Source organism: Candidatus Albibeggiatoa sp. nov. BB20, assembly GCA_016744725.1.
Lineage (GTDB): Bacteria > Pseudomonadota > Gammaproteobacteria > Beggiatoales > Beggiatoaceae > Albibeggiatoa.
The window spans coordinates 1-16,486 of record JADGDW010000028.1 but is presented as its reverse complement, the minus strand read 5'-3'; the positions used below and the strand labels follow the sequence as shown (position 1 = coordinate 16,486).

Annotated in this window: 13 protein-coding genes; 10 read left to right on the top strand and 3 right to left on the bottom strand. The window is 38.9% G+C overall.

All coding sequences use genetic code 11. From position 1 onward, the window contains the following. Nucleotides 1–107 precede the first annotated feature (107 nt). The 5 genes from ABXH34_RS05070 to ABXH34_RS05050 all read left to right on the top strand — a co-directional run bounded on the left by ABXH34_RS05070 (nucleotide 108) and on the right by ABXH34_RS05050 (nucleotide 4,033). Nucleotides 108–749 carry an iron-containing redox enzyme family protein gene (locus ABXH34_RS05070; protein ID WP_353570782.1) on the top strand — a complete coding sequence of 214 codons (642 nt, stop codon included), beginning with the start codon at nucleotides 108–110 and terminating at the stop codon, nucleotides 747–749. After that, entirely contained in the window at nucleotides 727–1,449 is a 723-nt protein-coding gene (locus ABXH34_RS05065) for a hypothetical protein (RefSeq protein ID WP_353570781.1), read from the top strand. The genes ABXH34_RS05070 and ABXH34_RS05065 overlap by 23 nt, the downstream gene beginning before the upstream one ends. After that, nucleotides 1,446–1,934: a VOC family protein gene (locus ABXH34_RS05060; protein WP_353570780.1), complete on the top strand. Its 489-nt coding sequence runs from the start codon at nucleotides 1,446–1,448 to the stop codon at nucleotides 1,932–1,934. The genes ABXH34_RS05065 and ABXH34_RS05060 overlap by 4 nt, the downstream gene beginning before the upstream one ends. 26 nt (nucleotides 1,935–1,960) lie before the next feature. Next, nucleotides 1,961–2,914 carry a cystathionine beta-synthase gene (locus tag ABXH34_RS05055; protein ID WP_353570779.1) on the top strand — a complete coding sequence of 318 codons (954 nt, stop codon included), beginning with the start codon at nucleotides 1,961–1,963 and terminating at the stop codon, nucleotides 2,912–2,914. A 318-nt stretch (nucleotides 2,915–3,232) separates the two neighbouring features. Continuing rightward, complete coding sequence (locus ABXH34_RS05050; protein ID WP_353570794.1) at nucleotides 3,233–4,033, top strand: Fic family protein; 801 nt, start codon at nucleotides 3,233–3,235, stop codon at nucleotides 4,031–4,033. A gap of 396 nt (nucleotides 4,034–4,429) precedes the next feature. On the opposite strand, the gene ABXH34_RS05045 is transcribed toward ABXH34_RS05050, so the two are convergent. The 3 genes from ABXH34_RS05045 to ABXH34_RS05035 all read right to left on the bottom strand — a co-directional run bounded on the left by ABXH34_RS05045 (nucleotide 4,430) and on the right by ABXH34_RS05035 (nucleotide 8,883). Further along, entirely contained in the window at nucleotides 4,430–6,784 is a 2,355-nt protein-coding gene (locus ABXH34_RS05045) for an AAA family ATPase (protein WP_353570778.1), read from the bottom strand. 26 nt (nucleotides 6,785–6,810) lie between these two features. Then, a complete protein-coding gene (locus ABXH34_RS05040) occupies nucleotides 6,811–7,731 on the bottom strand; it encodes a hypothetical protein (RefSeq protein ID WP_353570777.1) in 921 nt (306 codons plus the stop codon). 174 nt (nucleotides 7,732–7,905) lie between these two features. Beyond that, complete coding sequence (locus tag ABXH34_RS05035; RefSeq protein ID WP_353570776.1) at nucleotides 7,906–8,883, bottom strand: malate dehydrogenase; 978 nt, start codon at nucleotides 8,881–8,883, stop codon at nucleotides 7,906–7,908. 474 nt (nucleotides 8,884–9,357) lie between these two features. Here ABXH34_RS05035 and ABXH34_RS05030 point away from each other — a divergent pair, with 474 nt between their 5' ends. The 5 genes from ABXH34_RS05030 to ABXH34_RS05010 form a co-directional block, all read left to right on the top strand. Continuing rightward, the gene (locus tag ABXH34_RS05030; protein ID WP_353570775.1) at nucleotides 9,358–12,177 is read left to right on the top strand and encodes a 2-oxoglutarate dehydrogenase E1 component; all 2,820 of its coding nucleotides are present in this window, start codon (nucleotides 9,358–9,360) and stop codon (nucleotides 12,175–12,177) included. A gap of 125 nt (nucleotides 12,178–12,302) precedes the next feature. Next, nucleotides 12,303–13,442 (top strand): 2-oxoglutarate dehydrogenase complex dihydrolipoyllysine-residue succinyltransferase, encoded by a 1,140-nt coding sequence (gene odhB / locus ABXH34_RS05025; RefSeq protein ID WP_353570774.1) that lies wholly within the window; start codon nucleotides 12,303–12,305, stop codon nucleotides 13,440–13,442. 94 nt (nucleotides 13,443–13,536) lie between these two features. Next, nucleotides 13,537–15,033 (top strand): dihydrolipoyl dehydrogenase, encoded by a 1,497-nt coding sequence (gene lpdA, locus ABXH34_RS05020; RefSeq protein ID WP_353570773.1) that lies wholly within the window; start codon nucleotides 13,537–13,539, stop codon nucleotides 15,031–15,033. Between the two features lie 161 nt (nucleotides 15,034–15,194). Beyond that, complete coding sequence (locus tag ABXH34_RS05015) at nucleotides 15,195–16,142, top strand: ABC-three component system protein (protein WP_353570772.1); 948 nt, start codon at nucleotides 15,195–15,197, stop codon at nucleotides 16,140–16,142. A 147-nt stretch (nucleotides 16,143–16,289) separates the two neighbouring features. Continuing rightward, on the top strand, nucleotides 16,290–16,486 hold a 197-nt coding region (locus ABXH34_RS05010), incomplete at its 3' end, for an ABC-three component system middle component 6 (RefSeq protein WP_353570771.1).

Sequence of the window (16,486 nt, the reverse complement as noted above, 5' to 3'; positions counted from 1 at the left end):
GACGCTCTGCGTCATATGTCAAATGAGTTCTATATTGGAAATAGCCTTTTTTGTAACATGTAGGATGATTTATCCTGCCGTTAAACTTCATTAGGAATAATAATCTCATGACCAATCTTATCCAGCCCGTGCGTGAATCCTATGCACATAATAGTCGTTTGTATGATTTTATGGAGCATAAAGCTGACTTAAACCAAATCGTTGAATTTTTAACTTGGGATGCAGAACAACCTGCGTTTTACGTTTATTTAGGACATTGGGAAAATAAAGTGCCTGAGTTAATTCACTCAGCTTTAGTTGAACATATTGCAGAAGAAAAAGACGGTGATCACTCAGGTATGTTTATACGCATGTTTGAAGATTTACAAATTCAGGCTGGCAATCCTAGTGTCAATATTGACCCAGAACAACTTGAACGTTTGAATTATCTCTTTTCTGCAAACAGTGCTGAAGAACAAGGCCTTGGTTTTTTCCTCGGCGGATTTTTAGCCACTGAATTTATGTCTCAAAAACGCTGTGAACAGTTATGGAATGGCTTGCGTCGCTTAGAAATTCAGACTGATTATGAATATTTAGAACTTCATGCAGTAGCAGATGCACATCATTGGGTTGAAGTCGATGAAAAAATGATTGAGCCTGCATTAAAAGACAATCTTGTTAGTGTTGACGCAATTCAAGTTGGCATTAATCACCGTTTACAAACTTCCGCTAATTTCTTGAAATTCTATGAAAATGAATACTTATTCTGATTTCGTCGCACATCTCACGATCCAATTGCGACACTTATTTGATGATAAATTACTGAATGTTTTTCAATTAGGTAGTTTATCGCATGGTGGTTTTAGTGAGCGATTTAGCGATATTGATATTGCGGTTGTTTTATCCGAACCAGCTACGAATGATGTGATTGCAGATGTTAAGCAACAGATTTTAAATTTAGAACCGAATACATTAGCAAAACGGGTTTCATTATTTTGGACTGTGCCTGATTTCTCTTGGGGTCGTTTGCGTCCTGTGGATCAGCTTGATTTTCTGGATAATCGACAATGCTTGTGGGGTGAGCCGTTGCAGAATTTACCACCACGTCCCAGTTTAGACCTTGTGCGATCCGATATGCTTGAGCATTCACTACCTTATTGGTCGAGTAGAACTCAGTATTTTGCTCAAAACTTGCCAAATGATGAGAAAGAATTTAAGGAATTTGTGCGTTGTTTACTTTATCCAGCCCGATTAATTTTTACTTGGCAGTTAGGTAAATTAGGCTCAAATGACGAAGCCGTTGAATATTTTGCTCAAGTTGCACCGACTGCATTACGGCGTGACATGGTTGAAGATGCGTTACGTTGTCGTAAAGCTGAAATTGATGATGAGTTACTGTTCCAATATCAAGCTTTTCTTATTGCACAGCATGAGGCTACTTTAGCTTTTCTTAAACTGGAGAAAAAATGATGAATATCCGTTATGTTCACACCAACATTGTTGCAAAAGATTGGGGCTTTATTGCTGATTTTTATGAAAATGCGCTCAATTGCACACGTTTAGAACCAAGTTTAGATATTGGTGGTAAATGGCTAGCTGATGGCACAGGTGTTCCAGATGCACGTTTAACAGGGATTCATTTACGTTTCCCCGGTTATGGCGATAATGCCCCGACTTTAGAAATTTTCCAGTATGTTGAACAACTTGAACGACCTGAACCTTCTGCTGCAAATCGTCCCGGATATGGACATCTTGCCTTTGAAGTGGGTGATGTTGAAGCAGTACGTAGTCAAATATTAGCCCATGGCGGCAAAGATTTAGGTGTGCCTGTCACTCATAAGCTAGAAGGGCATGGCACAATTATCTTTACTTATATGACTGATCCTGAAGGCAATGTTATTGAATTGCAAAGCTGGGACGGTGTATCACGCTATGGCGCGGTTGATGCTGCTTAAATCCATTTAATCGATAAGGCAATACAATGGTTTATCAAAATATTCTTGAATATATTGGCAATACCCCGCTGGTTAAATTGCATAGCATTGGTCAAGATATGCCTTGTAATTTGTATGCAAAATGTGAATTCCTTAACCCCGGTGGTTCTGTCAAAGACCGTATTGCAGCACGTATGGTTGATGAAGCGGAAAAATCTGGTCGGATTAAACCCGGAGATACATTAATTGAGCCTACTTCAGGTAATACGGGCATTGGCTTAGCCATGGCTGGTGCGGTAAAAGGTTATAAAATCGTGATTACGATGCCTGAGAAAATGAGCCGTGAAAAGCAGGTTATTTTAGAGCGGTTGGGAGCTGAAATTGTGCGTACACCAACAGAAGCGGCTTGGGATGCACCAGAAAGCCATATTGGTGTGGCAAAACGTTTGGAACAAGAATTACCTAATGCACATATTTTAGATCAATATTCAAATACCAATAATCCTGATGCACATTATTATGGTACAGGGCAGGAGATTATTGATGATTTGGACGGGCAAATTGATATGGTGGTGATTGGTGCAGGTACGGGTGGCACAATTACAGGCGTTGCAAAACGTTTGAAAGAACATAATCCAGATTGTATTATTGTTGGTGCTGATCCTGTTGGCTCTATTCTCGCGAATGAAGAGGATGAAGTGGGCACATATAAAGTAGAAGGCATTGGCTATGATTTTATTCCTGATGTACTTGACCGTTCTATGATTGATGTTTGGGTTAAAACTGAAGATAAACCCGCGTTTCAATTAGCACGTCGTTTGATTGAGGAAGAAGGTTTATTGTGCGGTGGATCATCAGGTTCAGCCATGTATGCCGCTTTGGAACAAGCAAAAAAATTACCTGCTGAGGCAAATTGCGTGGTGATTTTACCTGATAGTGTGCGTAATTATTTGACCAAATTTTTAGATCAACAATGGATGTCAGAACAGCAGTTTTTATAAGTTATTAAGAATCAACACTTCGGACAGTTTTTAAAATTCCCATCACTTTAAATTGTAAAAGCTTGAAATATAAAGCCTTTTTCATTTTAACTGGGAATTTAAAATACACTAAAAACAATCAGTTATAACTTGTAAGGCGGATAAGCAATAGCGTCATCCACTATCTTGGAAAAATTGTACGATACTTAATTATTTGATATTGTTTTGGTGGATGACGCTGCGCTTATCCACCCTATGCGAGCTCGACCAAAGTTTTACACATTTGTGTTGTAAGGTATACATCTTTACTGATACTGATAGGAGGTTGATTTGAGTTACGTGGTATTGACTGTTAAGGAGCAGGAGGAATTAGTCCAAATATTTTTTCGTCTACGAAAGTTGGGCGAAACCTACCCAATTGCACGTGAAGAGGCACTCACTGCACTTCGATGCCTTAAAGCCGTTCATTCCAACGCGATTGAGGATAAACGTGTTGATCGTATTTTTCTGCAAGTCCTACTTCATGGGGCTGGTGTCCCAGAAAAGCGTCATATATCACAGCATTATCAAAATGCCTCGACCGAACTAAAAGGTCAAGAGGAAATGCTGCGTTTGCTTGAAACCTATGCAGAACAACGACAAGAATTATCAATTTCTTTGCTGCTTGAAATGCATAATCATATTTTCTCTGAAAGCTCACCTGATATGGCTGGTCGTTTTCGTAACCACGATGTCCGCATAAAGAATATGAGACACAGACCGTGTCATCAATCCCAAATTCAGCAATTGCTGCATCAGAAGTTATCTGATATTAATCATCGTTTGTTTTCAATAGGTTTAATTACACCAGAAAACTTCCATGATGTTTTGCAGTTGTCAGCAGATGCTCACTATCTTGTCGCTGCCGTTCATCCGTTTAGTGATGGAAACGGGCGTGTTGCACGTGCGATTGGAGACTATGTGATGCTCGTCCACGGCTATTATTATGATGTGATAATGACAGATTACCGTGACATATATCTTGATTCCCTTTCAGAGTGTTCGGCTACAAATACAGCCCCACTGCAAAGATTCATCGAGTATAGTTATTTGGAGACATTGCGGCGAATTTCTGGATTCTTTCAATTGATTGATAAATAAGCTTACTCAGTACCAAAAAAGAAGCCTTTGCATAACATCAGTTAATGGTAAGGCGGATAAGCAATAGCGTCTTGGGAAAATTGCACAATACTTAATTATTTGATATTGCTTTGGTGGATGACACTGCGCTTATCCACCAAAGCAAGCTAAATCAACCAAATACAACATAGCCAATGCAAAACAATTACCATCACATTTAAGTAGAGCAATACAATGGAGTCAAATTAAGCTTAGATTTTTAAGATATAAGTGTGCAGAAGCATAAATACAAGTTATGTTTCCGTATTAAACCCTCATTTAAGTAAGGGTGAAAGCTCACAGAGTACAGAAAATAGCTTAATCTTTGTTTGCTCTAAATATATAAGTGTATGATTTTTTTGTGGATTGAGGCTATATTTATTCCACCATTTCCCGATAGCGTTGTAACCATTGTTGGAAGAGCGGCACACGGAATTGCCATTGATCTTGTTGGTTGAGTTCGATGAATTGGTAATCTTCAAGTTTGAGTAGTCCGCGTTTGTCGGTTATTTCTTTTTGCTCAATGATTTGGTGGACGGCTTGGTGGCATTGGTGGTATTTGCAGAATTGTGTCCAGAAGATGTTAATTACGCCATTATCACGTTTCAGAATTTGTGTATTGATGACGGTTTCTAAATCGTTCATGGTCATATTTTTTCGGGCATCCATATTGGCAATACGTACCAGTTCGTAGCAAATTGTTTGAGTGAGTGCGGGATGTCCTGTGGTGAGTTGGTAGATTTTTTCCACAACGTCTGTTGGATAGTTCAGGTCTACAGGTTCGGTGACCAGTTTGGCGGTGTCTTGTGCGCTGAGGTAGCCGACTGGGAATTGTTTGGCTTGCGGAAAGTATTCATTCCAGTTGGGATTTTTCAGGTCGATGAATTGGGTTGCGCCGACGAATAGAAACACGATTTGGGTTTGGTGTTGTGAGAAGCTACGCATGGCGGCAAGTAGTTGGGTGGCGGTTTCGGGTGTTTTTTGCAGGCATTTGGTGTGCAGGTCTTCGTATTCATCAAAGGCTAAGATGATTTTGGTTTGTTCGGTTACGCTGAGTTGTTTGAGAAAGGTTTGAAATTCTTTCCATACTTGTATCCCGTCGTCGGGGGCTTGCCATTCTGCATGGTCTTGGTCAAATTTGGTTTCGATTTTGTAGCGCAGGTCTTGTAGCCATGTTTGTAGGTTGGTGACATCGCTGCTTTGACAGTCTTGGTAAATCAGTTTGAAGCGGCTACCAAGTAGGCTGGGTAGGAATTTGAGTAAGCTGGTTTTGCCGACACGGCGTTGTCCGTAGATCAGGAACATGGGCATTTCACGGGTGGTCAGAACTTGGTGGCTAAAGTCATTTTTTAAGTCTTGGCGACCGAAGAATATTTTTCTATCTTTATCAGGGTTTAGTACTTCGCCGTTGCGATAAATGTTCTCGGCACTCGGTTCAAGTGTTTCGGCTTCTTGGTTTAATTGTTGTTGCTTTAATTCTGCTTGTTTTATCCATATTTCAATCGCAAAAGTGTAGTAGTTACTCCAAATGGGTAAGGATTGGTCGTTAATTTCTTGAAATTCTGTTAATTGATGGAGAAAGATTTGAAATTGTCGTTTTCTTAAGGAAATACTAGATTCTTGTCGATAAACGATTAATTGTTCTCTAGTTTGAGATAAATATAGTATCCACGTATCTGCTGGTATTAGAGAAAAATTGTTATGAACTAAGGTAGGTGGTTTTAATATATTTTCATCTAAGGGGTTTTGTTGCCAATTTCCAGCCGTCGCAGCATGAGCAATGTGCATGGCGAGATTTCTTTGTAAGGGACGATATTCATTGAGAAAATTTACAAATTGCAATGCGGTTTTAGGGTTTTGTTGTGCTTCATTGGTCAGACGACGAGTTATGCCCCAAATTGGCAGCAAAATTACACCATCAGAAATATAAATGTTTTTAGTGAGTGAACAGTGAAAAAAGCTGCGGATGAAATGGTAAGGATAAATATATAAACGGAAATAGCCAATGTAGAAAAAAATAGGGAATGCTAAACCTCCTGCTAAACCGAATACTAAACCTCCTGCTAAACCGAATACTAAACCTCCTGCTAAACCGAATACTAAACTTTCTGCTAAACCGAGTGCTAAACCGAGTGCTAAACCGAGTGCTAAACCGAATACTAAACCGAATACTAAACCGAATACTAAACCGAATACTAAACCGAATACTAAACCTTCTGCTAAACCAATTACCAAACTTTTTGCCAAACTAACTCCTAAAATAAGTATAAAGCTTTCTACTAAACCAAGTGTTAAAATTCTTGTAAGAGCGAATACTAAGCCACCTATTAAACTAATTGCCAAGCTAACTGCTAAACCAGATACTAAATATTTCAAGCTGCTAAATTGTTCAAAACTAATAAAGAAATATATTTTTTCCCAAATTGTTTGATAGGTTTGCCACTGTTGAATAAATAATTCTGTATTTACATCATCTATATCAGGAGGAAAAATAAGTGGTAAATCAAAAGCAGCAATGACAAATACAAAAAAGCCATATAAAACTAATATCAGTGGAATAATGAAAACTAGAGAATTGATAAGAACAGTTTTAAATAAGATTTTGTGTTTCTCTAATTCTGAGTATGACAGTATTTTTTCATATCGTTCTAACAACAAAGGCTCAAATAATAACCAATACAATAATGTCAGGCTGTTTTTAGGCGTGCTGGGTTTGTGGAAGGGATTCGACATGGGGGATTCCTTTTGAATTAGCAACTTCATTTTTTACGCGACTTTATCCAATCAGCAATTGCACTCAATAGCTCTGCCATCGGATCAAAGAAAAACTGCCATACCTTCACAAATAAACCCACAACAAAGCCAATACCCAAAAGTTGATACCAACGCTTGATAGTATTTTTCTGATTGATGACCCAACGTTCCCAACTTGGTTTATGACCTTCTCGCACTTTTCTCAACAAGCTAACAAAATCAGCATCACGCTCAGGATAATTCAACACTTTTGCTGCTAAACAATTACAAATATTATCAAAATAATCATAATGATAAACCCGATTAACTTGTGAATACGCCAAAACCTGCGCTGCTTGCTGATCCGTCAATCCTAAATCACGCTGATTCAACTCATAACGCAACTCCTCATGACGCAACTCAGGCAAATCAAAATTTTGTGCAATCACCAATGGCGAAGTTACACCTAATTTTCCATCAATATAAACGGTCAAACCACGACCAGACTCTAATGAAACAGGCGCAATAGTTAATAAATTAATATTCTCTATATTCTTGAAACTATTTAAGGTATTGTAAAAATCCTGATTAAATCGTGAGTCTACATCCTCTCTTTGCATAACATCCAACCGATACAACACAATCACAAACTCACGTTTATCCTCAGACAATGTTCGCGCCAATGCACCCAAATCAATATTGTCATGACTCACCTGCTGATAAGCTGCCGATAACTGCTGCAAAAATAAACCATAATCCTTGCGACAACCCGCCATATTGACGACTAAAAGCTGCTTATCCCATTCATATTTCTGAATATCTGTTACAAAACGCGCAGCCTCACGCTCCATATTCTGAATGATGATATTGACTGATTCCCGCGCCAATAACTTCACAGCAACATAATCCATAAAATGAGGACGCAAACATATTTTACAGTTCGACATGCTTAACCCTTTTTACTCATCAACAACATCATGTAAAAATAATTAGAATACAGGATTTTTATAAACAAAGAGACATTAAAGAAAGGTAATAGGAATAAGTGGGAAATTTAATTTAGACACAAAAAAAGCGAATAACCCTCACAGAGAGCTACCCGCTTTTTTAAAGGTTAAAAATTAACCTAACAAGTCAGCAATTGCATCACGTTCTTGCTCTAATTCTTTTTGAGTGGCATTCATACGTTCTTGACTGAATGTATCAATTTTCAAACCTTGAACGATAGTGTACTCACCGTTTTCAGTTGTTACAGGGAAAGAATACATTAAGCCTTCAGGAATGCCATAGCTGCCATCACTAGGAATAGCCATGCTTACCCATCCACCATTAGAACCTAACATCCAATCACGGATATGTTCTAAAGCGGCATAACCTGCAGACGCTGCTGAAGATTTGCCACGTGCTTTAATGATTGCTGCACCACGTTGTTGTACAGTTGGAATGAAATCATCAGTGATCCATGCTTGATTGACTAAATCTTTTGCCGCTTTACCACCAACAGTCGTATTGCTGATGTCAGGATATTGCGTCGCAGAGTGATTACCCCAAACAACCATATTCTTAATCTCAGTAACATGAGAACCTGTTTTAGCAGCTAACTGACTTAATGCACGGTTGTGATCAAGACGCATCATTGCCGTAAAGTTTTTGCTTGGTAAATCAGGCGCAGAACGCATAGCAATGTAAGCGTTAGTATTGGCTGGATTACCCACAACTAATACTCTTACGTCACGGCTTGCTTTGTCATTCAACGCTTTACCTTGAGCTGTGAAGATTTCAGCATTGATTTTTAATAAGTCAGCACGCTCCATACCAGGACCACGAGGTGTTGCACCGACTAATAATGCATAATCTACATCTGTAAAACCAACATTTGCATCATCAGTGACTACGATGTCTTGCAACAATGGATATGCACAATCATCAACTTCCATTGCAACCCCTTTCAACGCTTCTAACGCTTGAGGGATTTCTAATAAATGCAAAATCACTGGCTGATCTGGACCGAGCATTTCACCAGATGCAATACGGAAAATTAAAGAGTAAGCAATTTGCCCTGCTCCACCAGTAATTGCAACGCGCACAGCCTTTTTCATGTAATGCCTTCCTTCTTACAAGGTTGATGATAAAAGCCACGTCCCAACCATAATAACCATCAATTGATAATTAACAAAATACGTTAACTAGCTAATAAAAAGTTATTAATGATTAGGAAGTGGCTATATAAAAATGTCAGTTTTAAACCTAATTTAACTTATTTTAAAAACTTAATCGGTTTCGTCGAGTTTTGACACGATAAATTCAGCTTATCTGCTTTAGCTAGGTCATATAAATTACTAATTATTAATATACTTATTTAGTGATTTTTTATCTAAAATTTGACCAAATAAACCCTAAAAATCGCAAATATACCATCGCCAACTCGACACAATCCTTCTATAATACCCTGAGTTTACACAATGTGCCAGTTAAATATAAATAATATCTTTTCATTATCATAATTATGATTTATAGTAGCGTATAAAATATTGTTATAGTTGTATACAATGAAAGTGCGGATAAGCTAAAAAATGAAGACTGCGACTTACCTATATAATTCATCATTTATCGATGACCTCTACGAAACCTACCTTGTAGACCCACAAGCGGTTGATGAAAAATGGCGCGATTACTTTGCAGAATTGCAACGTCAAGACCATACATTAGAACATCAAGAAGTGCCGCATGCACCGATTCAAGCCCGATTCCTAAACTATAAACCTTTGCGCACAGCTCAACCTGCCAATGATGCAGTAGGCACAAATGCGACAGGTACAAATACGGCGTTTGCTAAAAAAGAAGCTGCTGTATTGCGTTTAATTAATGCTTATCGTTTCCGTGGTCATCAAAATGCCAACCTTGATCCCCTTCAACTGACTGAACGTTCTTATGTTGAAGATTTAGACCCAGAGTTTCATGGTTTTACACCAGCAGATATGAATGCAACGTTTGACACGGGTTCATTATATGGTGTTGATACAATGAAACTAGGCGATATTCTTAGCCTATTGAAAAAAATCTATACAGACAGTATCGGCTGGGAATACATGCACATTACGGAAACACGCGAAAAACGCTGGATTCAACAACGTGCTGAAGGTTCTCAAGGTCGCCCTAAATTTAACTTTGAATCCAAACGCCAAATTCTACGTCGCTTAACAGCAGCCCAAGGTTTAGAAGATTATCTACATACTAAATATGTTGGTCAAAAACGCTTCTCACTAGAAGGTGGTGACAGCTTAATCCCATTACTTGATGAATTAATTCAAGATGCAGGTGCAGCAGGGGTTGAAGAAGCCGTATTAGGCATGGCGCATCGTGGTCGCCTCAATGTACTCGTCAATATTTTAGGTAAACGCCCACAAGATTTATTCTCAGAATTTGAAGGCAAAATTACTGTAGACAACGGTTCAGGTGATGTAAAATATCACCAAGGGTTCTCTTCTGATGTAGAAACACCAGGCGGCAAATTACATTTAGCAATGTCATTTAACCCATCACATTTAGAAATTATTAACCCTGTGATCGAAGGTTCAGTGCGTGCGCGTCAAGAGCGTTTACAAGATAAAGATCGTAATCAAGTACTGCCGATTTTGATTCATGGTGATGCGGCGTTTGCAGGTCAAGGCGTGATTATGGAAACCTTGAACTTGTCAGAAATTCGTGGTTATACCACGGGTGGTACAGTTCACATTGTGATTAATAACCAAATTGGTTTTACAACCAGCGACCCATTAGATTCACGTTCAACGTTATATTGCACAGACGTGGCGAAAATGGTTCAAGCACCGATTTTCCATGTGAATGCAGATGACCCAGAAGCGGTTGTTTTCGTGACTAAACTTGCACTTGAATATCGTATGGCGTTCAACAAAGACGTTGTGATTGACATGATCTGTTACCGTCGTCATGGTCATAACGAAGCGGATGAACCTGCAGCAACGCAGCCTGTTATGTACAAAAAAATCAAGCAACAGGTTAAAACCCAAGCATTATACGCAGCACAATTGGCTAAAGAAGGCGCAATTGGTGCAAAAGACGGGGCTGAATACTTAAAAGATTACCGCAATGATTTAAGCACCAAAGATGTGGTTTCACGTCCAGTTTCAACTGAAGAATTTAAAAACACAGTTAACTGGAAGCCATTTATTGCCACAACATGGCGTGCAAAAGCAGATACACATATTAATCTTGAGCGTGTACAAAAACTAATCAACAAATTTACAACACTTCCTGAAGGTTTTCACTTAAACCGTAGTGTGAATAAATTGGTTGAATCTTGGCAACGTATGGGTCGCGGCGAACAACCTTTAGATTGGGGTTGTGCTGAAACTTTAGCCTATGCAACATTATTAGAAGATGGCTACCCAGTACGGCTTTCAGGTCAAGATTGTGGTCGTGGTACATTCGCCCACCGTCATGCAGTTTGGCACGAACGCGACTCAGGTGATACTTATTTACCATTACGCAATTTAGCGGAAGATCAAGAACATTTCTTAGTCATCAACTCTTCATTGTCAGAAGAAGCGGTATTAGGCTTTGAATTTGGTTACGCTTCCTCTTCCCCAGAAACTTTAGTGATTTGGGAAGCGCAGTTTGGTGATTTTGCCAACGGCGCACAAGTAGTTATTGACCAATTCATTAGTTCCTCAGAAGCAAAATGGCAACGTTATTGCGGTTTAGTCATGTTGTTACCACATGGTTATGACGGTCAAGGCCCTGAGCATTCATCAGCACGTTTAGAACGTTATTTACAATTATGTGCAGAAGATAATATGCAAGTGTGTGTACCGAGTACGCCAGCGCAAATTTATCATGTATTACGTCGTCAAATGGTGCGAGATTATCGTAAGCCATTGATTATCATGTCTCCTAAGAGTTTGTTGCGTCATAAACGTTGTGTGTCTGAATTCAGTGCATTTACTGACGCGCCATTCCAAGCTGTGATTGATGAAGTTGATCCTAATATCACCCCTGAAAAAGTAGATCGGATTTTATTTTGCTCAGGCAAAGTGTATTACGATTTAATTGAAGCACGGGAACAAAACGAAATTGATGATATTGCGATTATTCGTTTAGAACAACTTTACCCTTATCCACATGATGAAATTGAAGAAATTTTAAAACGCTATCCTCATGTAGAACAACGAGTTTGGGTACAAGAAGAACCTCGTAACCAAGGTGCTTGGTGGTATATTCGGGCGCACATGGATGTTAATTTAGGCCATAAAGATAAGCGGGTTGAATATGCGGGTCGTCCTGCATCAGCTTCACCAGCGGTTGGCTATTTACAAGTCCATCGTCAACAATTGCAAGCATTCTTAACCGATGCGTTGCGATTAGATAAGTAAACTTTAAACCCTAGGGCTGGCAGTCCTTAATTTTGAAAAAACTGAGAAATGTTTCATATTCAGGGCTGCTAATCCTTTGTAAAAAATTATTCATTGATAACTGTTCATTGTTTAAGGAAATCGCTGTGTCCATAGAAGAAGTAAAAGTTCCTGTTTTAGCTGAGTCTGTTGCTGATGCTACATTATTAGAATGGTATAAAAACGTAGGTGAAGCGGTAGCAGAAGGCGACCAGCTAGTTGATATCGAAACTGACAAAGTCGTGCTCGAAGTTGTTGCTAATAGCGCGGGTGTATTAACAGAAATCGTAAAAGAAAACGGTTCTGGCGTATTAAGTGAAGAATTAATTGCACGCATTGATACGGCAGCAGCCGCTCCAGTAGCACAAGCAGAAGTAGCCCCTGTTGCAGAAGCCGCTAGTGGTGCACCTAAAACCAGCCCTGCTGTTCGTAAAATTGCAAATGAACAAGGTGTTAATCCTGCTAGCGTACCACACAGTGGCGACCGTGTGACTAAGACTGACATGTTGAAAGCAGCAGCAACACCTGCGGCAGCACCAATGACAGGTCGTACTGAAGAACGTGTTCCAATGACTCGTTTACGCAAACGTGTTGCAGAACGCTTATTAGGTGCGCAACAACAACATGCGATCTTAACGACTTTCAACGAAGTCAATATGAAACCCATGATGGATTTGCGTTCTCAATATAAAGAAGAATTCCAGAAAAAACATGATGTGAAATTAGGCTTTATGTCTTTCTTTGCAAAAGCAGCAGTTGCAGCATTACAACAGTTCCCAATTATCAATGCGTCAACTGAAGGTGATGAAATCATTTATCATGGCTTCTATGATATTGGTATTGCGGTGAGTTCTCCACGCGGCTTAGTTGTGCCTATTTTACGTGATGTTGATTCAATGTCTTTCGCTGATGTTGAAGGCGGCATTGCAGATTTTGGTAAGCGTGCGCGTGATGCGAAATTAAGCATTGATGATTTAACTGGTGGTACATTCACGATTACAAATGGTGGTATTTTCGGTTCAATGATGTCTACGCCTATTTTGAATCCACCTCAAAGCGCGATTTTAGGCATGCACAATACAGTTGAACGTGCGGTTGTTGAAAATGGTGAAATCGTGATTCGTCCGATGATGTATCTTGCATTATCTTATGACCATCGTATCATTGACGGTCGTGACGCGGTACAGTTCTTAGTCGCTATTAAGAAAGCGGTTGAAGACCCAGCGCGTTTATTGTTAGAACTATAATTCTTTGTGATGACTGGCTGATGGAGTGAGGTTTAATTTGCCACAAGTGAGTTAAAATCTGTTCCATCACCAATCTAGGACAGTCAGCCCTCAAATGACTGGCAGTTCTAGCCATTATCCCTTACATGCCAGTCGTTCCACCTTAAAACAAAAATCACAACTGGAGAGTATTGTGGCAGATTATAACGTCATCGTCATTGGAGCAGGCCCAGCAGGTTACGTGGCAGCGATTCGTAGCGCACAATTAGGTATGAAAACCGCGTGTATCGAAAAATGGAAAGACACAGCGGGTAAAAACGTATTAGGCGGCACATGCTTAAACGTCGGTTGTATTCCTTCCAAAGCCTTACTTGATTCATCTCATCATTATTACGATATGCAACATCACTATGCCGACCATGGTATTAGTTGCGATAATCCAAAAATTGACATCAGTAAAATGATGGCACGTAAAGACGACATCGTGGGTGCATTGACGCAAGGTATCGTTGGTTTATTCAAGAAAAATAAAGTCACACGTATTGAAGGTGCTGCGAAATTAGCAGGCGGCAAAAGCATAGAAGTCACCGCTCAAGATGGTTCAAAACAAACAATCAGTGCAGACAATATTATTATTGCTTCAGGTTCTGTGCCTGTAGACATTCCTGTTGCACCAGCAGACCATAATTTAATCGTGAATTCCACAGGCGCATTGGCATTTGATGCAGTACCTAAGCGTTTAGGCGTGATTGGTGCGGGCGCGATTGGTTTAGAATTAGGCAGTGTTTGGGGTCGTTTAGGTGCAGAAGTGACTGTATTAGAAGCGATGCCAGATTTCTTAGCGACGGCTGACCGTAAAATTGCGGCGGCGGCATTGAAATCATTGAAAGGTCAAGGTTTAGACATTCAATTAAGTGCAAAAGTGACTGCAACTTCAGTTAACAATAATGAAGTGACTGTGAGCTACACTGATAAAAAAGGTGATGCACAACAAATCGTGGTTGATAAATTAATCGTCGCGGTAGGTCGTAAACCTTATACGGCTGACTTAGGTTTAGAAAATGCGGGCATTAAAACTGATGAACGTGGTTTCATTCCTGTTGATGCAAACCGTAAAACATCCGCTGATGGCATTTATGCTGTGGGTGATGTGATTGGTGGCCCAATGTTAGCGCATAAAGGTTCTGAAGAAGCGGTGATGGTTGCAGAACGTTTAGCAGGTCAAAAATCTGAAATGCATTATGACATTATGCCTTGGGTGATTTATACCCATCCTGAAATTGCATGGGTTGGCATGACAGAAGAGCAAGCCAAAGACAAAGGTCACAAATGTAAAGTGGGTCAATTCCCATTTGCAGCCAGTGGTCGTGCAAGAGCGCATGGTGATGTCACAGGTATGATTCGTATGATTGCGGATGCGGATACAGATGCGGTTTTAGGCGTGCATATTTTCGGTATTTCTGCATCAGAATTATTAGGCGAAGCGGTATTAGCGATGGAATTTGAAGCCAGCAGCGAAGATTTTGCGCGGACTATTCATGCACATCCAACATTATCAGAAGCGATGCACGAAGCGGCATTAGGTGTTGATGGTCGTACAATTCACGCATAAGTTTTAATTGCTTGAAATGATATTTTTAAGGGATGCTTCGGTGTCCCTTTTTTATGTTTATAGCCTAAGTAAATTAACTCCCACATCAATTGTTTCTATTCAGATGAATCTATTAATATATACTGCTAAAATGTAATCATATACTATTTGAAATGACCAAAATGAATCGTGAAGAAAAATATATTGCTCGACTGATGTTTGAAAATAAGGTGCTAAAAGCAAACGGGCAAGTATTTGAAAATTTGTTTACTGAAATGATGACTTATTCACGCCCTGAATTTGTACAAATTAAGCCTTATGGTAATATCGGTGATAGAGGAAATGATGGCTATGAACGGAGTTTTGGTCGCTATTTTCAAATTTATGCACCAGAAAACCCAACATATAAAAATACAATTGCAAAAGCAGTAGATAAATTAACAGAAGATTTTGAAGAAAAACTGTTACCTCATTGGGGAAAGTTCTGTGAACTTAAAGAATTTCATTTTGTATTCAACGATAAAAGAACTGGTAGTAACTTCAATATAGAAGAGGCTCTAACCAATTTAGCTGAAAAACATAATATTCAAGCAAAGGCTTTTTTATATCGTGATCTTGAAGATGAATTTTTTAAATTAACTGATGAGCAAATAGAAGCTGTCGTTGGTTTTTTACCTCCTCCTTCAAGCATTGGAATAAATATTGACTACTCAATACTAGGTGATGTTATTGAACATATATTATCCACGCCTGCAAGTAATGCTCAAGCTGGAAAATATGTTGTACCTGATCCAGATGAAAAAATAAGATTTAACAGACTAACTAAACAACCTGCTGCTTATCTTTCTTATGCAAGTTTCCAAGTGGGTATTATAGATGACTATTTATCTAAAAGTAGTGAATTTACTAAGCAAGATTTAAGAGAGGTTTTGAGCGGCTTCTATCAAAATGGGCTATCAGTTTATGCAAACACTGATAAAAATACAAAAAGTGATTTAATATTTTTCTATATTCTAGAACAGGTTATACCTGAAATTAATACGAAAATACGCCCATATCATGAAGCTGGATTGATTATTATGGCTAACTATTTTGCTGCTTGTGATATTTTTGAGAATCCGACAATTTAAGAATTGGTAAATATATAGTGATACTTTTAGAAAAATAGCATATTTTATAAAGAACCTAAACAAACTTATACTTATTATAATTCTTTTGATAGTTTACTTTTAGCAATAAATGAACTATCTCTTAAAATTGATAAACAAAAAACAGCTATGTTACTTCCAGACAAACATATTACTTTTGCTGAATCTTTGCTAGGTTTAGGTACATTTATTTTAGAAAGCTTATCTGTACCTAAAACAGTAGATAGCTTATGGGCTGAATTTGAAAAAGTACGTGGGGAGAAATTTCCTGCCTACCACTCTTTTGATAATTTAATCTTGGCAATTGATATGTTATATGCCTGTCT